Annotated in this window: 21 protein-coding genes and 1 pseudogene; 15 read left to right on the top strand and 7 right to left on the bottom strand. The window is 67.4% G+C overall.

What is annotated here, in order from left to right:
* Positions 1–15: 15 nt before the first annotated feature.
* The 9 genes from RPX00_RS35300 (at position 16) to RPX00_RS35340 (ending at position 6,895) form a co-directional block, all read left to right on the top strand.
* Positions 16–453 (top strand): hypothetical protein, encoded by a 438-nt coding sequence (locus RPX00_RS35300; RefSeq protein WP_406631933.1) that lies wholly within the window; start codon positions 16–18, stop codon positions 451–453.
* A 53-nt stretch (positions 454–506) separates the two neighbouring features.
* Complete coding sequence (locus tag RPX00_RS35305; RefSeq protein WP_406631934.1) at positions 507–941, top strand: hypothetical protein; 435 nt, start codon at positions 507–509, stop codon at positions 939–941.
* Between the two features lie 19 nt (positions 942–960).
* A complete protein-coding gene (locus tag RPX00_RS35310) occupies positions 961–2,160 on the top strand; it encodes a beta-ketoacyl synthase N-terminal-like domain-containing protein (protein ID WP_406631935.1) in 1,200 nt (399 codons plus the stop codon).
* On the top strand, positions 2,157–2,888 hold the full coding sequence (locus RPX00_RS35315; protein ID WP_406631936.1) for a hypothetical protein: 732 nt from the start codon (positions 2,157–2,159) through the stop codon (positions 2,886–2,888). The genes RPX00_RS35310 and RPX00_RS35315 overlap by 4 nt, the downstream gene beginning before the upstream one ends.
* The gene (locus RPX00_RS35320; RefSeq protein ID WP_406631937.1) at positions 2,885–3,364 is read left to right on the top strand and encodes an SRPBCC family protein; all 480 of its coding nucleotides are present in this window, start codon (positions 2,885–2,887) and stop codon (positions 3,362–3,364) included. The genes RPX00_RS35315 and RPX00_RS35320 overlap by 4 nt, the downstream gene beginning before the upstream one ends.
* Entirely contained in the window at positions 3,361–4,158 is a 798-nt protein-coding gene (locus tag RPX00_RS35325) for an SDR family oxidoreductase (protein WP_406631938.1), read from the top strand. The genes RPX00_RS35320 and RPX00_RS35325 overlap by 4 nt, the downstream gene beginning before the upstream one ends.
* A gap of 103 nt (positions 4,159–4,261) precedes the next feature.
* Positions 4,262–5,467, top strand: a complete 1,206-nt coding sequence (locus tag RPX00_RS35330) for an MFS transporter (RefSeq protein WP_406631939.1) — start codon at positions 4,262–4,264, stop codon at positions 5,465–5,467.
* 46 nt (positions 5,468–5,513) lie between these two features.
* On the top strand, positions 5,514–6,215 hold the full coding sequence (locus tag RPX00_RS35335; RefSeq protein WP_406631940.1) for a TIGR02466 family protein: 702 nt from the start codon (positions 5,514–5,516) through the stop codon (positions 6,213–6,215).
* Positions 6,212–6,895 carry a pyridoxamine 5'-phosphate oxidase family protein gene (locus RPX00_RS35340; RefSeq protein ID WP_406631941.1) on the top strand — a complete coding sequence of 228 codons (684 nt, stop codon included), beginning with the start codon at positions 6,212–6,214 and terminating at the stop codon, positions 6,893–6,895. Before RPX00_RS35335 ends, RPX00_RS35340 begins: the two co-directional genes overlap by 4 nt.
* Before the next feature lie 235 nt (positions 6,896–7,130).
* Here RPX00_RS35340 and RPX00_RS35345 read toward each other — a convergent pair whose 3' ends face one another.
* The 3 genes from RPX00_RS35345 to RPX00_RS35355 form a co-directional block, all read right to left on the bottom strand.
* Complete coding sequence (locus tag RPX00_RS35345) at positions 7,131–7,325, bottom strand: hypothetical protein (protein ID WP_406631942.1); 195 nt, start codon at positions 7,323–7,325, stop codon at positions 7,131–7,133.
* A gap of 63 nt (positions 7,326–7,388) precedes the next feature.
* Positions 7,389–7,742, bottom strand: a complete 354-nt coding sequence (locus tag RPX00_RS35350; RefSeq protein WP_406631943.1) for a hypothetical protein — start codon at positions 7,740–7,742, stop codon at positions 7,389–7,391.
* Between the two features lie 779 nt (positions 7,743–8,521).
* Complete coding sequence (locus RPX00_RS35355) at positions 8,522–9,193, bottom strand: hypothetical protein (protein WP_406631944.1); 672 nt, start codon at positions 9,191–9,193, stop codon at positions 8,522–8,524.
* 822 nt (positions 9,194–10,015) lie between these two features.
* Between RPX00_RS35355 and RPX00_RS35360 the strand changes: the two genes are divergently transcribed.
* The 6 genes from RPX00_RS35360 to RPX00_RS35385 all read left to right on the top strand — a co-directional run bounded on the left by RPX00_RS35360 (position 10,016) and on the right by RPX00_RS35385 (position 13,674).
* Positions 10,016–11,230: a hypothetical protein gene (locus RPX00_RS35360; RefSeq protein WP_406631945.1), complete on the top strand. Its 1,215-nt coding sequence runs from the start codon at positions 10,016–10,018 to the stop codon at positions 11,228–11,230.
* Positions 11,231–11,249: 19 nt separating this feature from the next.
* Complete coding sequence (locus tag RPX00_RS35365; RefSeq protein WP_406631946.1) at positions 11,250–11,768, top strand: hypothetical protein; 519 nt, start codon at positions 11,250–11,252, stop codon at positions 11,766–11,768.
* A 75-nt stretch (positions 11,769–11,843) separates the two neighbouring features.
* Positions 11,844–12,023 (top strand): hypothetical protein, encoded by a 180-nt coding sequence (locus RPX00_RS35370; protein ID WP_406631947.1) that lies wholly within the window; start codon positions 11,844–11,846, stop codon positions 12,021–12,023.
* 57 nt (positions 12,024–12,080) lie between these two features.
* Entirely contained in the window at positions 12,081–12,698 is a 618-nt protein-coding gene (locus RPX00_RS35375) for a DUF6461 domain-containing protein (protein WP_406631948.1), read from the top strand.
* A gap of 4 nt (positions 12,699–12,702) precedes the next feature.
* Positions 12,703–13,086 (top strand): hypothetical protein, encoded by a 384-nt coding sequence (locus RPX00_RS35380; protein WP_406631949.1) that lies wholly within the window; start codon positions 12,703–12,705, stop codon positions 13,084–13,086.
* Positions 13,087–13,158: 72 nt separating this feature from the next.
* Entirely contained in the window at positions 13,159–13,674 is a 516-nt protein-coding gene (locus tag RPX00_RS35385) for a hypothetical protein (protein WP_406631950.1), read from the top strand.
* Positions 13,675–13,682: 8 nt separating this feature from the next.
* On the opposite strand, the gene RPX00_RS35390 is transcribed toward RPX00_RS35385, so the two are convergent.
* From RPX00_RS35390 to RPX00_RS35405, 4 genes and pseudogenes are all read right to left on the bottom strand, one after another.
* A complete protein-coding gene (locus tag RPX00_RS35390; protein WP_406631951.1) occupies positions 13,683–14,783 on the bottom strand; it encodes a flavin reductase family protein in 1,101 nt (366 codons plus the stop codon).
* Positions 14,784–14,890: 107 nt separating this feature from the next.
* Complete coding sequence (locus RPX00_RS35395) at positions 14,891–16,363, bottom strand: aldehyde dehydrogenase family protein (RefSeq protein WP_406631952.1); 1,473 nt, start codon at positions 16,361–16,363, stop codon at positions 14,891–14,893.
* Positions 16,360–17,090: pseudogene (locus RPX00_RS35400) on the bottom strand (gamma-glutamyl-gamma-aminobutyrate hydrolase family protein). Before RPX00_RS35400 ends, RPX00_RS35395 begins: the two are co-directional and overlap by 4 nt.
* The gene (locus RPX00_RS35405; protein WP_406643342.1) at positions 17,075–17,458 is read right to left on the bottom strand and encodes a cupin domain-containing protein; all 384 of its coding nucleotides are present in this window, start codon (positions 17,456–17,458) and stop codon (positions 17,075–17,077) included. The pseudogene RPX00_RS35400 and the gene RPX00_RS35405 overlap by 16 nt, the downstream one beginning before the upstream one ends.
* Between the last annotated feature and the right edge of the window lie 45 nt (positions 17,459–17,503).

The raw sequence follows: 17,503 nt of genomic DNA on the forward strand, positions 1-17,503 counted from the left end.
GCGAAAGGAACAACCGTGCTGTACAACCGCGAATTGCTGCAGGACTCTCGTAAGCTGCACTACTTGATCATCGAACGGTGGAGCGGTATCGAGGCCAGGGCCGACTACTTCTCCCAGGCCAAGGCGCTGCGCCGGCACATGGACGCTTTGGAGTACATCGAAGAAGCCTTCCGGAAGAACAAGGTGGGCATGGCCCACCACCTGGCCGGAAACGCCGGAACCGTGGTCCTGGCCGTACTGGACTCCCAGGAGGAGCTCGGTGCCTTCATCAAGGCCAACCCGGCCAACGCACGAATGCGGCCCGACGATCGCACTGTCATGCCGATGGGCGGTTGGGACCACGGCCGCGAGGCGTTCGTTCAACTCATCCGGAATGTCGAGCGACTCGCCGCCGAGGAGGAGGAAGCCGAGCGGGAAGGAAAGGTGAGGCCATTCGCGGAACAACGTGTCTGAGCGAGCGAAGGGAATCCGTCCGGAAGCAACAAACCCGTGAAGAAGGAGTAGCCATGCTAGTCAACGAGGGTCCACTGCGGGACCCGGCCAAGCAGAAGTTCCTCGTCCTGGAGCGGTGGGGCGGCCTCGACAACGCGGCCGACTACCGCGAGCAGGCCCAGTCGCTGCGCCGGTCGCTCGACTCGATCGAACACATCGAGAAGTCCTACGCACAGAACCAGATCGTCACCATGCACAAACCGGAGGCGGCGGCCGCGATGACCACCATCGTCGCTGTCGACGACAACCGCGAGCTCGACTCCTACATCAGAGGCAACGTCGCACACGCCCGGATGGCTTCCCAGGACCGCCAGGTCCTGCCGCTCACTGACTGGGACGACGGCCGTGCCGAACTCGCTGCCTTGATTCATCAGATGGAGACCCTGGCGGAAACGGAGCGCGGGGCTGCGGCCCGCGGAGAACTGCGCCCGTTCACGGACGAGCGCTAGGCGAGGGGGATGGACGAGAATGTCAGTGAGCGTGGTCGTGACCGGAGCTGGAGTCGTCTCGCCGGCAGGCGCTGACTGGAAGGCGCACGCCGACGGTCTCTACACCGGGCGGTCTCTCGTCCGTCCTCTTTCCCCGCCGCTCTTTCCGGAGTACAGCGCCTTCCGCCGCCCGATCGGCGCTCGGGCACTCTTTGACGCCGATCGCGAAGACCGCAGCCAGCCACGCTTCGTCGCAATGGCCGAGGCGGCTGCCGCGGAGGCCGTCGGGATGGGAGGCGGACCCGATGCGATATCAGGCACGCGGGTCGCTGTCGTCGGCGCGACTGCTGTCGGTGCGGCGCTCGAACTCGAGGCCGCCTATCGCCGAGGCATCCCGGCGCCTGGATTGTTCACATTCGACCTCGCTACCGAGGCTGTGGCGACGTTGCTCGGCACGCGAGGGCCGAAGCTCACAGTGACAACCGGGTGCACGGCTGGTCTCGACGCCCTAGGCACTGGTCTTCGACTGATCCGGTCCGAGTTGGCTGACGCGGCGATAGTCGTGGCCGCCGATGCTGCCCTTTCCCCGATCGTCACCGCCTCCTTCCAGAGAATCGGGGCGCTCTCGCGACGCGACTGCCATCCCGCGAAGGCCTCGACCCCCTTCGCGGCGGACCGCGACGGATTCACCCTAGGAGAAGGCGCCGCCGCGATCCTGCTGGAGCGGGCGGATCGCGCCGCTGCTCGTGGGGTCCGGCCGATCGCACGTCTGCTCGGCTGGGCCTCGGTGTCCAGCGCGCTGCACATGACCGCGCTGCGGAAAGACGGCGAGGACATCGCGGGATCGATCCGGATGGCGCTCGCCGACGCTGCCGTCCCCGCCGACGCAGTGGACCTGCTTGACGCGCACGGCACCTCGACACCGCTCAACGACATGAGCGAAGCAGCCGCCTATCAGACTGTATTCGGGGCGCGCGCCGCACGGATCCCGCTGACTGCGCAGAAGGGTGTGGTGGGGCACGCGCTCGGTGCCTCGAACCTGCTGGAGGTCGCGGGCGTCGTGAGCTTTCTCGTCGACGGAAAACTGGCGCCGATCGCGAACACGACCGCCGAGACTCTCGCATATGACGTCGGTGCCGTGCTCGGCTCTCCGCCGGCATTCTTCGGGGAATTCGCGGTGAAGACGAGCAGCGGATTCGCCGGGATTCACACAACGTGCGTGATGGGAGCGGCCTTGTGACCACTTCGTCGTTTGCCATCACAGCGCAGGTCGCCGTTCACGGGCCGGCGGCTGCGGACAAGCAAGTCCCCGCCGTGTTGAGACGGCGTATCGACGAGTTCTCCGCAAACGCCTACGCAGCCGTCGCCGCCATGGGGGAAAACGAGGATCTGCGGCGCACGGGAATCTTCGTCGCCAATACCCTCGCCGGTTGGGGATACGGCGAGCCGCAATTGCAAGCTCTGGTGGCCAAGGGACCCGAAGCCGTGGCCGTCTATCAGGCGACGGCCTGGTTCCCCGCCGCAGCGCAGGGCGAGGTCACGATCGCACGGGGATATCGCGGCTGCGCGAAGACATATTCCGGGGAGCGTTCGGCGCTTGGCGAGGCGTTCTGGGCCGCGGCGGAAGAGTTGCGCGCCGGAACGCTGGACGTCGTCTATGTGGGCGCGGCCGAGAGCGCGACGTCCGAGTTCGCCGCGACGCACTCGCCGCAAGTGCGTCGGCGGCGTGACAACGGAGCCGCGTTCTTCCGGCTGAGAGGGCTGGCGTCGGCCACTGCGTCTCTTGGCGCGGTGGACGGATGGAGCATCGGCTGGCAGGAGCCGGATGAGGACTCCTCCGGCTCTTTGCCAGGCAGAACACCGCTCGCGATCGCAGGTGACCTGGCGGACGGTTTGCAAAGGAACAACCGTGAGAAGTACTGGCTTGGCGGTGGTTTTGTCCTCTGCCCGGAAGTGGTGAAACTGTGAACAATCTCTTGAAGAACAGAACAGAGCGCGGCCGATCCGTCGCGGAGACGATTGTCGCCGCGGCGCGCGCCGATGTCTTCGAGGCCTGTCGCGACGTGAGCGGTTGGAAGCGGTTCATGCCAGCCGTGCTGGACGCCGACTTCGTGAGTCCGGCCGACCAGGATGGCATCGAAGTCGTGCGGATCACGGCGCGTGCGAAGGATGACACGCATACGTGGGAGTCCGCCCGCTTTGTGAGTCCGCACTCGGACATCATCAGGTTCACCCGGCTATGTCCGGCGGCTCCGTTGCTGAAGATGGAGGGCACCTGGTATTTCATCTCAGTGGAGGGAGGCACCCGCGTCAGGCTCTCGCACTCGTTCGCAACGGAAACTGCGGACAGCCGCGAATTCTTCCTTGCTGCTTGCCGGGCGAATGCGAGGACTGATCTGGAAGGGCTGCGCAGGCTGTTCGAGACGGTGGAGGTCACGGCGTGACCGAGAGCGCGCCCTTGAAGGGCCTAGTCGCCGTCGTCACTGGGGGAAGCAGGGGCATCGGCCGGGCTACGGCTTGGGAACTGGCTCGGGCGGGAGCCGCGGTTTTCATCACGGCCACGACGAAGAAGACGCTCGAGGCGGGCCTGCAGTCGCTCGCAGCAGAAGGTGCGACGGACGTCCGGGGCACGCTCACCGATGTCACTGTCGGCGACGACGTCGAACAGCTCTTCGACGAGGTGCTCGACATGTTCGGGCGCTGCGATGTTCTCGTCAACAACGCAGGGGTCGGCGGGGGTGGGGCGACCCGCGAGTCAACATTCGACGGATGGGCGTCCATCCTGGATGTGAACCTCCACGGCGTATTCCGGACGACGCACGCGTGCTTGCGGCGCAGCGGGATGCTGGAACGCGGCGACGGCCGCATCGTCTCGATAGCTTCGACTGGCGGGAAGCAGGGCGTCCGGTTCGCCGCGGCGTACACGGCGAGCAAGCACGGTGTGGTCGGTTTGACCAAGTCACTGGGCCTCGAGCTCGCCGGGACCGGCGTCACCGTCAACGCGGTGTGCCCAGGCTTCGTGGAGACCGAGCTGTCGGTCGCGGCCCGCCAGCGGTACGCGGCCATTTACGGAAAGACGCCGGATGAGGTTCTCGCGATGCACAACGCGCGGATCCCCATTGGCCGCCATATCGATCCGCCGGAGGTGGCCCGGATGGTGGCCTTTCTCGCGGCGCCTGCCGCCGCCGGGATGACTGCCCAGGCAATAAACGTTTGCGGTGGATTGGGCAACTACTGATGTCCGGGCGGCCAGAGCCGGGCCTCGGTCGGCTTCGTCTCTCCTGCCCGATCGGCGGCGCTGAATGACACGCCTGTCCCGGCACGCCGCCAATGCGGCCGCTATGCCCGCCTACCGCACAGTCGTCGGCGTCTCCCGCGCGCGTTTCGTCAGCCAATTGGGCAACGAACTCAGCCTCTTGGCCTTCCCCCTGCTGCTGATCGAGCTGGACGGCGCCCAGTCGACACCACTGCTGTACGCGGCGGAATATCTGCCGTTCTTGATCTTGGCACCGCTCGTGGGCCGGCTCGCGGACACCTTCGAGTGGTTGAAGATGATGGCGATAGCGGACCTCGCGCGGCTGGTTGTCGGCCTGCTGATCGTGCTGGGCGCGTACGAGGGCGTATTGCGCCCGTGGATGGTCGTGGCCGGGTTGGCCGTCGCAGGATCCTTCACCGCTCTCGATGAGGCCTGCGGCCAGTCGGCGATCGCCCAGGCGGCCGGGCCGGCGCTTCGACAGGCCATGTCGCGGATGCAGATCGCGCTCAGCGCAGCCGGAATGGGCGGACCCGCGCTTGGTGCGGTGGTTGTCTCGGTGCTGCATCCGAGCGGGGCGATCCTGATGGACGGACTCACCTACGGTGCCTCGGCAGTGCTGGTGCTCGCCACCATGGTGCGGACCCGAGCACACACCGCCGTCCACAGTCCGCGGCCGCGGCGTTCGGGCGTCTTCGGGCCCGATGCGGCAGCCGGCTTTCGCTACGTCCTGGCGCACGGCCATCTCCGGGCACTGATGCTCCTCGGGACGGGTCTCGCGGCCTTCAGCGCGCTCGGATACGGCGTCATGGTTGTGTACCTGGCGGAGACGCTCCGCCTCAACGCAGCCGAGATAGGCGCCATCATGGTCGTGACTTCGGCTGGCGCGTTCCTCGGCGGACGGTCGGCGACGAAACTCATCGGCCGGATCGGCGACGGTTCCGCCGCCGTGCTTATGCTCGCGACGGTCTGCACCTGTGTCGCTGTCACCCCCTTGCGCCAGCGGGTATCGCGGGCGCAATCCTGGTCGCCGTTTCCCGCCTGGGTGCCGGCTTCGCGATGTCCGTCTGGCGCGTCATCGCGTCTACGGCGCGCCAACGCTCCACCCCGGACGAGATCCGCGGCCGTGTCGAGTCCGCTATGGGAGCCAGTCTTTACGGTGCCTTGCCGTTCGGCTATCTCGGCGGAGCTCTTCTCTTGCACGTCGCCGATCCGCGCCTCGTGCTCTGGACGGCTGCGATCGGCTTCGCGGCGGTTGTCGCGCTCGCCGGGCCAGGACTGCGCGCCAGCCTAGATCGCCAGCCACCGATACCTCAGGACCCGTCTGTCGAGGAGGAGACATGAACGCTACCCGTACCAAGCAGGACCTTGCACGTAAAACGCCAGGCCTGATTCAACAGCTCTTCGCCACGCCACTGGCCAGGATCACCTGTCCGCTGGCAGACGAACTGAACCCGCGCCTGGCCGAAATCGCGCTGCAACGGGCGGCCGCTGTCGAAAACAAGATCGTGGGAAAGTCCGAGACATCCGCCGATCTGACGCATTGGGGCGAGCCAAGCGTCGACGGCATCACGCAATGGATGCTCAAGATGTCCCGCCAGTTTGTGGAGACTCTCACCGGGTCCGACCTCGGCGCCGCTTACGCGACGTGCCTCGCCTCCGAAGCTGCGTCGTTCAACGGCAAGGAGAATATCCACCAGACACCCATCACGATCGTCCCTGGCCACAGTTGGGCAAGCGTCTACCGCAACGGCGACAGCCATGAAGCGCACTTCCATCCCAACACCGCCCTGACCGCCATCTACTATGTGACGGCGCCGTCGGTCTGTGAACTTGATCTTTTCGATCCGCGAGCTAACGTCGAGTACTTCAACCCGGGCATCGTGCTCGCCGGAGAGGGGCAGCGGGTCAGGCTTCGGTGCGCGCCAGGAGAATTGGTCCTGTTCCCCGGCTGGCTGAGGCACGCGGTCCCGCCTTTTGCCGACGACGCGGTTCGGATCTCGATGTCATGGAACCTCGGCTACGGACGGGTGCGGCAATGACGACCCGTCGCCGCTTCGCATCCAATCCGGCCGCTCGCGCTGCCCAGCCTGCTGCGGCGGGGCCGCACGCATCAGCAGGCGAACTCCATCTGCAGCAGGAAAGCGGCACGGCGGCGAAGGCGCAGCGCTTTTACGACACGCAAATGATTTCGTATCTCAACGATGCGATGCAGCAGTTCGTTCGGTCGATGGAGATGTTCTTCCTTGCTACCAGCGATACGCACGGCTACCTCGACTGCAGTGTCCGTACCGGAAAAGCGGGTTTTGTTCAGATTTCCGACGAGAAGACGCTGTGCTACCCCGAATACCGAGGAAACGGTGTGAAGGCGAGCATGGGAAACATCCGCGAAACAGCGGCGCTGTCCCTGCTCTTTATTGACTTCGAGAATGATTCGATCGGGCTCCACGTCAACGGCCGAGGCAAAGTCCTCGACAGCGCACAGCTCCCGGCCGATCTCGCGATGAGCGCGCGTACCGATCTGGAACTGTCAAATCTCGGCTCCCGGCACCCGGAGCACTGGGTGATGGTGACAGTAGAGGCGGCCTACGTCCACTGCTCGAAGCACCTGCCCCGGATGATCAAGGTTCCCCGCGAGACCCACCGCGGTTCCGATCAGTCGCGCCACAAAGGCGGGGACTACTTCGGTGTCGCGGCCGAAAGCATCCGGACGGGAGTGTGATCCGAAGGGAACGGCTGCTGCCTTGACCCGCTGAACAGTCGGCGGTGCTCTGGGTATGTTGTTCTCTGTAACGACGGACGCCGCCTTGGCCAGCCAACCCAAGAAGCGCATCCGGTCGAGGCTTGGTCGCAGCGGGGCGGAACGCAGCCCTCGGAAGCTGGGCGCGCCTGCCGCGAACTACTGCGGGAGGTATCCGCAGGTTGACGCGCGGGTGGATACCATGGGAGCGGCGCTGTCAGCGCCAAGCATTACCGGCAGAGGACGTTGGTTCCAAAGCCGTAACGCGCGGCGAAGATCCGAGGGCGCCGAGCCGCTGCAGGCGGGCCAGCGCGGCGGCGTGCTGGCGGAGGGCCTCGTCCAGGTCACGGCGCTCGGTCGGGAAGAGGACGGCGAGCACGTCGTCTGGGCGCAGAGTTTCGTCGTTCTCCATCCGGTCGAGGGACTGCTGGTCGGTGGAAGCAGTTATGCTCTGGTCAACGCCGAGTGCACCTGTTCAGCGCGCCCGTCTTCCGGGTAGTCCAAGACGACGTGGCCAGATGCGGATTTCCCGATTCTGGCCTGGCACGACTGCGGAATCCGTACTGTTGGCGTCGCTGGCCCGTCTGCGCCACGAACCCGAGCAATGCCTCTTCCTCGGCAGATAGCCGAGCCGATCGAGAGTCATGCGCACGTGGTGGAAGAGCAGCTGCTGCCGTCGCGCCGGTCCGGCGACGCTGATCCGGCGGGCCAGGAGGGCGCTCCACTCGCTGATCCGGTCCAGATCCGCGGCTGGCGGGGCGGCGCAGTCCAGTTCGAGGTTGATCGCGGCCACTCGCGAACGCGGCGTGTCTTTCGACGATCGGATCACCCGCAGGGCGTCCTCCTGGGAACGGTGAGGTGCCCAGAAGTCGCCGATCTCGCCGGCGGGGCGCGGGGTTCTGGAGTTCGGTGATGAGTTCGTCGCCGACGGCGTGGCGGTAGAGGCAGCGCGGCGATGAAGTTTTCCAGGGCGTATAGCGGCCGCCGCGGGAGTTGCTCCGCAGCACCGCGTTCGCGCGGGATTGCTCGGCGAGCGCCTTGATATCCGACGGCGTGGGTTCGTCGATCCGCCGGTCGCCGCACACTGCCTCGGCCTGTGTCCAGTAGCTGGAGTAGGAACGTGCGGTTGCCGCAGACACCGAGCGCGCCACGACCGGGATGTAGCCGGTGAACGTCGGCATCTCGACCGCAGGTCCCTGCTGGTTGAGCAGGTCGGCAGGAGTGAGGCCCATTTTCGAGAGCAGGAGCCGGGCGGCGTCGAGTTCGGCTTGGCTAGTGGTCGTCGCCGGGGCCTAAGCGGTGGTCAGCGGAAATCGAAATGAAGCGCGCCACGAGAACCTGCTGCCTTGTGGGACTCGCGGCCGATGTCGTAGTCCCACGAGAGATGTCGTCCGCGTGGCGCATACGACAAGATCGTGAGCTTCGGTCCTGAATCAACGCTGACGTTCGATCGTTTGTGTGGTGTTGCAGTTCTAGCGCCGCGCCGCGGCCGACATCATCGCGGGGCCAGGTCGGGATCGCGTCCGGCAGGACTGCTTCCTGGGACCGGGGCGCTGCTCAACGGTGCGGGTCCCGCGTGTCCGAAAGGCCCATGCGGCCGGGCTGCCGTCATCCGGCCGTCTGCTGATGGTCGTCTCCGGTGCCGTCGGGCGGCGTTGTCGCATCGGTGTTCTTTCGCTGGGGCCGGTGCTCTGTTGCATACGCCTCGCGGATGTCTTGCTCGGTGAGTTCGCGTGGGTTGCCGTCGCCATCCGTGGATCGGTCGATCAGGACCGACTTGACCTCGTCGGGGATATTCAGGCTGAGCAGCACGGGGTCGATTCGCCTGCCGGGAGGCGGTACCTCGTCCCGGGAGTCGGTGTCGGCGCCCGGCCAGAACTGGACGAGAAACCGCTGGTCGCCGGCCGACGCGCGGACCCGGTAGACGCCCTTGCCCGAGAGGTCGAATTCTCCGGCAGCGCTTTCGCCCCGCGCTGTCCACGCGACAAGGCACCCGGTCGCGAAGTAGGCAAGGGACTCGCTCGTCCGGTTCCAGGCCTGTGCGCTGGCAGGCGGTTCGCTGTCCCAGGACTCCAGACGCACTTCCCACGGGGCGAGCCCTTGCGAAGTCCCCGCAATCGTTACTTGGTTCTCGGTGGTCAGCAGCCACCCGTCAGAATCGAATGGCGGCATGACGTAATCGGTCCAGGAAGAACGCTCTTCGATGACAAAGTAGCCGTCCCACATCATGACTTCGTATTCCAGGTGACCCAGTGGCTCGGGCATCTCGGCCTCATTCATCGACGATGCTGATAAAGAACCAGCCTCCGACTTTGCATGAAATCCTACCATCCGCACGGAACCATCTCGGGTGAGACAGCGAAGCCTGACGCCGCTCGTCGCGAAATCCCCTTCGTCAAAGTCGGAAGCCTGACCATCCGCCGGTGACGAGGCTTCCGTCCGCGATTTCCGAAATGCTTGTGCACGTCTCTCCGCAGGGTGGACGCGAAGCCTGCGGCGGACGGCGGCTCGCTGCATCAGTGCTCGATCAGCGTTCCGGAGCGAGGAATGTCCCGGAACGCTGCTCAGGCCCACCTGCTGCTCGGCGGGCGCAACCATCAGTCCGTATCGGGCAGTCGGATGCCGCGATCCGCGGCGTCGTCTTCGACGCACGGCACGGAGCAGGCCAGTCCGAACTCGCCGGCCGCGCAGCGACCGGGGACGGCCGGGCCAGTGCCGGGCCCCCGCTGCGCCGATCGTCCAACCTGCTCATTCACACAGTCCAACGCCGAAAGGGGAAGGCCGGAAATGCGTAACATTCGTCGGGCGGATCAGCGGATTTCGCATATTCTGGCCGGGTGAATCCAGCGGCTTCATCTCCGTGCTGATGCACGGTCGTCGAGGTTGGGCGCATCGGGCGAACCGTGTCCGATGCGATTGGACACGGGTAGGTGCGTGCCGGTAATTTGACCGCGCCGGTCGGCAGGAGGTCCGCGGGCGGGACATTTTCGGCGACTTGCGCGGCGAGGACACCGGGCGGAGTCGAGTCATGACGGTCCCGCATGAATTGTCGGCACGGAATTTCCGATTCAATGCGACAACGGCAACGAAAGGATATGTTCAGTGCGGAAAAATTATCAACCAGGGCGAAGACGGCTGCCTTTCGCGCGGAAGGCAACGATCGGCGTCGCGTCCCTTCTGACGTTGTCCTGGTTGCACTTTGGTGCCGCCGACGCCGCGCCAGCCGGAAGCACAGCTCCGCCAGTCCCGGTCACTGACACACCCCAGACGCCGCAAGTCGGACGGCCCTTCACCTTCTACACGAACGACGACTGTCAGACCGTCGAGGCCAAGATCAAGGCCCATGCGTTCGGCTCGCAGGGCAAGGTCGCCTGCATTGAGCGGGCAACGGCAGACAAGAAGAGCAAGTTGCCCGCCAGCGGAACGATTCCGGTTCCGTCGTGGTGCGAGAACGACAGGATCCTCGAAACGCGGTTCGAGGTCTGCGGGATGTCTGTCTGGAAAATCGTGGTCAAAGAGATCCCGACCGGGAAGATAACCGGCGGCATGTGGATCAATCAGCTGGGCTATCTGCACTCCGACTACGACAAGATCGACTGGCAGTACGAGGCGGTGCAGACCTTCGAGAAGATCTGGGGCGACGCGGAGGGGACGACGGTGACCGCGACCGGCTGGTGCCACGGCGATTGCCTGGTGGAGAACCAGTTCTGGCCCACACGGATCGCAACAGAGAGAAAACCCGGGGAAGAACCCTGGGAAGGGTACGTGGTCGGCGTGTCCACCAAATACCAGGCCAACCAGATCGGCAACGGCGTCCTCGGCGGCGAGACGACGCTGAGCAACCCGAAGTGGGCGAACCTCCAGATCAGCAACGCCGGGGACGCCCCGAACGTCCGCTGCGACAACGTCCTGTGGGCCCAGCAGCCGGCCGGGTGCGCGGTGTCGGAGGTGATACCGGAGATGTTCTACGAACTCAACGGCCCCTACCCCGAACTCGCCCGGCACATCAAGCGAGCGCAGGCGAAGGGCCTGCCCGGGGTCAGAGGCAGAAAGCCGCCCGCCCCACTCACCCGCGCCATGGATGAGAAAGTCATGGAAGACAACACCAAGGCAGCGTGCCCGCGAGGTCCCCGGCCACCGGGCAAGGACTGCGACGAGTATCCTTTCAAGTCGACGTGGCAAGGTGCGGCGCACGGCCCCTACGACATCGAAATGATCAACTCGACGCAAAACCGGGAGGGCGGCGTCGCGTTGGATAAGTTCTACGGCCGGAACCGAGTGATCGAGGAAACCCCGTTCTGGGTGACGATCCGCTAGCCGAGGCCAGGAGGAACGCGTGACCAAGCCGGTGAGGACAGCGACCGCCGACCTGTTTGTGGGCTACGGGCACTTCTCCGTCACGGACTACGATGCGGACATCCCCGAACTGGGCCCTGCCTACGCCAACGGCCTCGTCGGGGTGGACTCCGGCGGGGCGGCCGTCCTCACCGGCACGGCGACAGGCAAGGTCACCGTGACCTTGCAAGTGCTCCACGCCGAACCCGGCTCGATCGAACTCGACGGCTGGGACGAAGTCTCCGAAGTGTCGCTGGACAGCGAAGAAGGATTCATCCTCGTCCACAACACGATGGTCGGCCCGCCGCGGGAACTCGACGAAATCGCCTACGTGGGGCCCGGCACCTACCGGGTGCGCGTGCACGCCCGCGGCCGCGACATCGCTCCCCACTCCCACGCCGAAACCCCCCAGGAGCACTACCTGATATCCGTATGGCCGGCACCGGAAGCACCGGCGACCGTCCACAAGCAGACCGACAGGTTCGGGCACGAAGTCCGTACCCAGTGGAAGAAACCGTGACGCCTCGCCGCACACGCTGAGGCCGCGGGTCAGACCACCGGAGCGCGGACCACTCGAGCAGCAAAGCTCAGGCGAATGCCCGCTGACGGGACTGCCCGGAATCCGGGCGCGGTGCACGGCGGCTGGCCTGGCCTGCTTGGCGATCGCACGCTGATCACGCGCGGGACAGCCGCTGTTTCCGAGCCTGGGTTCCGCAGGCGCCGCGAGGGCACGGATTCCCGCGAAACCATGCACCGGGAGGGATTCTTGCTGTGATCGCGAGGTCCGGTCGGCGAACCGGTCCGGGCGTCGGCCGGGGAAAGAGGAGGAGCGGTGTCGACGGACCTGGTTGCCGAGCTTGGCGAAGGATGGTGCGTGACCCTGGTGCGCGGGCACCAGCCCGACGACGTCCTGACCGTGATGGGAGCGGTGCCGGGCAGCATCGGACCGGCCGCGTTCGAGGACCTCCCGGCTGGGGCGACGGACCGGGAGCTGGTGCTCACGCGGACCTGGCCGGGCAAGGACTGGACGTTCGCGGTCGAGTGCGACGGGCCGAGCGGGTTCCTGGGCTGGCGGCGCGAACTGCTGGCCGACCTGTCGGCGCCGGGCGGTTTCGCCGGGACGGCGCTGTACCTGCCGAACATGCAGGAGGTCTGCGCCGCCGAGGACGGGTGCGTGGTCTCGGTGATCGAGCCGTTGCACACCTACCGCCGCTCCGGCTCCGACCCGGACCGGTTCACCGGCAGGATGCGCGAACTCGGGTTCCGCATCGACGACGGGGACGACCTCGCCGGCGTCGCCCGGGACTTGCCGCTCGGAGCGAGGACGATGCTGCTGCTGGAGGTCATGACCGGCATCGCGCTGGACGCCTCCGCGCTCGAGGGACCGTGGCGCGGCGGCACGATGCGCCTCGACGAACACGGAGCGCAGATCCGCTTCGCCGAGAGCTGACTTGATGGGTGATCCGGGGGATCTTGGTGTTGAGGTCGGCAGTCGTGAGCGGAGTCGGCAGTTGCGCCGCGAACGCGCGATTGACGAGGTCGAGATAGAAGTCCGGCTCGAACAGGTCCTCGGTGTCGGCGTCCTTGGCGTCGGTGAACTCGCTGACTTCGACCAGGCCGTTGCTGGCCAGGCGGCCGTTCTCGCGGAGCCGTTGGACCGCCTGGGTGTCCTGGGTGCTCGAGTCGACGAGGACCGCGACATTGAGTCGGTTCGCGCCCAGCAGGCTGGCGACGGATCTGAACAACTTCCAGGGTGTCCGGACCACTGGGGAAGGCGCGCGGGCGACGACGCCGAAACGGGCGGCTTCTTCGACGACGAGGGCCGCGTGGCGTGGTGATCCCGGGACCCCTCCCGTAGCGGCATGGCACCGTCGCTGCCGATGAGCTTTGAGCCAACTCGGGAGCGGAACATGTCGTCGCACGTCGTCGGAATGCGTTACCTCATGGTCGCCGGTGCCGCGGTTGCGTTGTGGGCACTGGCGGCCTGCGGCTCTCCATCCGCGCCGCCCCCGACTGCCAGCAGCCCGGCGAGCGCTCCGCTGTCGTCCTCGCCGCCGCCTCCGACCTCTTCCTCCGCGCCCGCGTCGGAGGAGTCCGGCCCGATGCCGCCTCGGATCAAAGCGGACCCGAAGTACCTGCCGAGCTGGATGCGGGGGTTCGCGGAGAACCCGGACAGTGCTGAGGGAAAGGCGTCCGCCACGCTCGGAATGGCCGGTGTGCAGAGCGATCTGGTCCAGCACGGGCTGAAGTCGTTGCAGGAACTGCCTTACTTCCCGCAACGGGTGGTCCGGCAGTGCACCGCGCTCAACGCGCACCTCCCAGACCCCGACGGCGAGGCGGTCCGGAGCTTCAGCACTCCGCAGCATCCGGTGAGCCGGTCCGAGGGGGCGCGGATCAACTCCGTCCTCCGCAAGTCCTGCGCCTGACACCCGGCTCAGGCGGGCACCGCGACGAGCGTCGCCGCCGTCCGTTTGGCGGCGGTGACGAGACGTTCCAGGTCCGTCGAGGCGAAACCCTCGACCACGAGCTCCATGATCGCGCGGCCGGCGTCGTCGAGCACCGGCAGCTGGAGCGAGGTCGCGGTGCGGTGGTCGTCCTCGCGCTGGAGGGCGTGCACCGTTTCCCGGTGCGTCTCCGTCCACAGGCGAGACAGTTCGGCGCGGGTGGTGGACGGATCAGTGACGACGCGGTCGAACTCGGCGCCCATCAACGCCCCGTGGGACAAGGCGTAACCGCGCTCGCGCACCCGGCGCACGATCCGTTCCAGCCCGGGGCGGTCGACCGCGCCGACGAGGTGGCGGGCGTTCTCCAGCCAAGCCCGGTACTGCTCGTCGGAGCCCCACGCGGCGAGCGTGATGGCCACCGGCGCGGCGAACGGGAACGTCATCCGGGCGCCGGCGTGCGGTCCGGAACCGGCGAGCACGCACACCGAATCCCCGGCGACGGTGGCGAGCAGCGCGGTCACGCCGTGGTCCCGGGCGAACTGCTCGACGGGACCGGACCAGTCGTCGGCGACGCGGACCCGGTCCACGAATTGCTGCGCGTCGAAGTGCTCCGGCGACGCGCTGAACGAACCGTAACCGCCTTTGAGGAAAAGCAACGGCATTCCCGCCGCGCGGTCGCCGACGCCGAATTCCGTCACTTCCGCGACGACGATGTCGTGGTCGCCCGCCGCGTGCACGTCGCGGATCGTGCAGTCGAACCAGGCGAGCGCGTCGGCCAGCCGGGGACCGGACGGCGTCGGCCGCCAGTCGCCTGCGGCGAACCGGTCCGTTTTCGCGAAGAACGAGCGGCACAGGGTTTCGTGCCCGTGCCCGAGCACATTGGCGACGAACCGGCCGTGGCCGCGCACGACGCTCCAGGTGAACGACGACCGCGCGGCCATGAAACCGACGAGCGGCGGATCTTCCGACACCGCGGTGAAAGTGCCGACGACCATTCCCGCGGGCGCGCCCTCGGCGTCGAGCGACGCGATGATCGCCACTCCGGTCGGGTATTCGCCGAGAACCGTCCGCCACCAGTTCCGCTCCGCCATTGCCAGCTCCTCCTCGAGCAGTGCCGAATCGGTTCTATTCTGCGTCCCGGCGGCAGCCGAAGTCGTTGTGCGCGAGCACAATGCGGCCGCGGGATCGTGTCCGCGGATCACAGCCGCACGTAGGTCGTTTTCAGCTCGGTGTACTTGTCGATCGCGTGGCGGGATTTGTCCCGGCCGTTGCCGGACTGCTTGTACCCGCCGAACGGGACGGTGAGATCGCCCTCCTCGTAACAGTTCACCCAGACCGTCCCCGCGCGCAGCCGCCGCGAAAGCCGGTGCACCTTGGCGGCGTCGCGCGTCCACAGCCCGGCGGCGAGTCCGTAGTCGCTGTCGTTCGCCACCTGCACCGCCTCCTCCTCGGAACGCACCCGTTGCACCGCCAAGACCGGGCCGAACACCTCTTCGCGGGCCAGCGCCGACGAAGGGGCGACATCGGCGAACACCACCGGCCCGTAATACGCACCGGTGCGGTCGCCTCGGGCGTCGAGGACTGCGGTGGCCCCGTCGGCGTAGGCCCGCGTGACGTGCGCGTCGACCTCCGCGACCCGGTGCGCGGCAGCGAGCGGCCCCATGACGGTCTCCGGGTCGAGCGGATCCCCGGGCCGGTAGCCGGCGCACGCGCGCACCACGCCGTCGAGGATCTCGTCGACGATCGCCTCGTGCACTACCAGGCGCGACGGCGCGGTGCACATCTGCCCGGCGTTGAAGGTGATGCCCCACGCGGCGGTCGCGGCCGCCTGGCCGAGGTCGGCGTCGGGAAGGACGATGTTCGGCGATTTGCCGCCGAGTTCGAGCCAGGTGCGCTTGAGGTTCGACCCGGCCGCGTACCGCAGGTACTCGCGGCCGACCGCGGTCGACCCGGTGAAGGCCAGCGCGTCGACCGCCGGATGTTCGCCCAGCCGCCGTCCCGCCGAGGACCCGGGGCCCGGCACCACGTTGAGCACCCCCGGCGGCAGGCCGGCTTCGAGCGCGAGTTCCCCGATCCGCACGGCCGACAGCGGGGTGAGATCGGCCGGTTTGTGCACCACCGTGCATCCGGCGGCGAGCGCGGGCGCGATCTTCCACGCCGACAGCGTGAGCGGGAAGTTCCACGGCGTCACCACCCCGACGACGCCGACCGGCTCGCGGGCGACCAGCGCCAGCGCGTCCTCGCCGGTGGGCGCGATCTCGTCCGGTTCCTTGTCCGCGAGTTCCGCGTAGTAGGCGTAGGTGGCGAGCACCGCGCGCAGTTCGATCGTCCAGGACTGGGTGATCGGCTTGCCCATCTCCAGCGACACCATCAGCGCCAGTTCGTCGCGATGGGCTTCGACCAGGCGGACGAACCGCAGCAGCATGGCTTTGCGCTCGCTCGGCGGCAACCGGGGCCACGGTCCCTCGTCGAACGCGCGCCGGGCGGCGGCGACCGCGGCGTCGATGTCGGCGGGCCCGCCCCACGGAATCCGGGCCAGTTCGGCACCGGTGCGCGGGGTGATCAGGCTGCGAGTCCGGTTCGCCGGGCGTTGCTCGCCGTCGATCACGAGATGCGCGGGCCATCGCATCCGGTGGGCGGCAGCGGCCCATTCGGCGGCGGTGCGGGTCATGCGAGGCTCCTCGCGAACGAGCGGGCGGCGTCCACGAACGAACGGACCAGCGCGAGCCCGCCGGGATCGAGCAGTTCTTCGGGATGCCATTGCACGCCGACGCAGAACGTCCCGTCGGCGGTCTCGGCGGCTTCGATCGTTCCGTCGTCCGCGTGCGCGACCGGCACCAGGCCGTCGCCCAGTTCCCGCACCGACTGATGATGGTGCGACGCGATCGCGAACTCCGCGCCCGGCGTCATCGCCGCGAGCCGCGAACCGGGGAGACCCGGACGCGGTGCGAGGTGAAGACACCGACGACGTCCCGGTGCGGCGTCAGATCGAGCCGGTCGCCCAGATGCTGTTCGAGAGTCCCGCCGAGCGCGACGTTGAGCACCTGCAAACCGCGGCACGCGCCGAAAATCGGCATGCCGCGAGACCGGGCGCCGCGGACGAGGGCGATTTCGAGGTCGTCGCGCACGCGCAGCGGCGGATCGTTCTCGACGTGCGCCTGGCTGCTGTACAGCGACGCGTCGAGATCGCGGCCGCCCGGCAGGAACAGGCCGTCGATCGTGTCGAGCAACTGTCCGGCGTCGTGCGTGCGGAGAGCGGGAAAGAGGATCGGCGCGCCACCCGCCTGTTCGACGGCCCGCGCGTAGGTATGCGGCAGCGTGTCCGATTCGATGTCGGCCCAGGCTCCGCTCGTCGTCTTCTTCCGGTCGGCGACCAGGCCGATCAACGGGGCGGGCATCCGGTCTCCAGCGGGTTGTCCTCGGTCCAGTCGGTGACCCCGAAGGTGAACGCGAGCCAGACCGCGGCGGAACCGGAATCCGCGCCGTGCCAATGCGGTTCGTCCTTCTCGGCGACGATCGTGGCGCCCGGCCGGAGTCCGGTGTGGACTCCGGAGCGGTCCCCGGCCCGGCCGATCCCGCTCTGCAGCACGAGAATCTGCCCGCCGGGATGGGAATGCCAGCAGGTCACCGCGCCGCGCTCGCTGTGCACGCGCGCGACGTCGGGCTCGGTCGGCTCCCGCGCCTCGACAATCATCTCCAGCTGCACCGGGCCGGTGAACCGTCCGTGGTAGACATAGCCCTTGTCGCCCTCGGCGATGACCCGCATCAGGACTCCGTTCCGGCCTCGAACCGGACCGGGTTCGCGATCCGG

Source organism: Amycolatopsis sp. WGS_07 (assembly GCF_045278895.1).
GTDB lineage: Bacteria > Actinomycetota > Actinomycetes > Mycobacteriales > Pseudonocardiaceae > Amycolatopsis.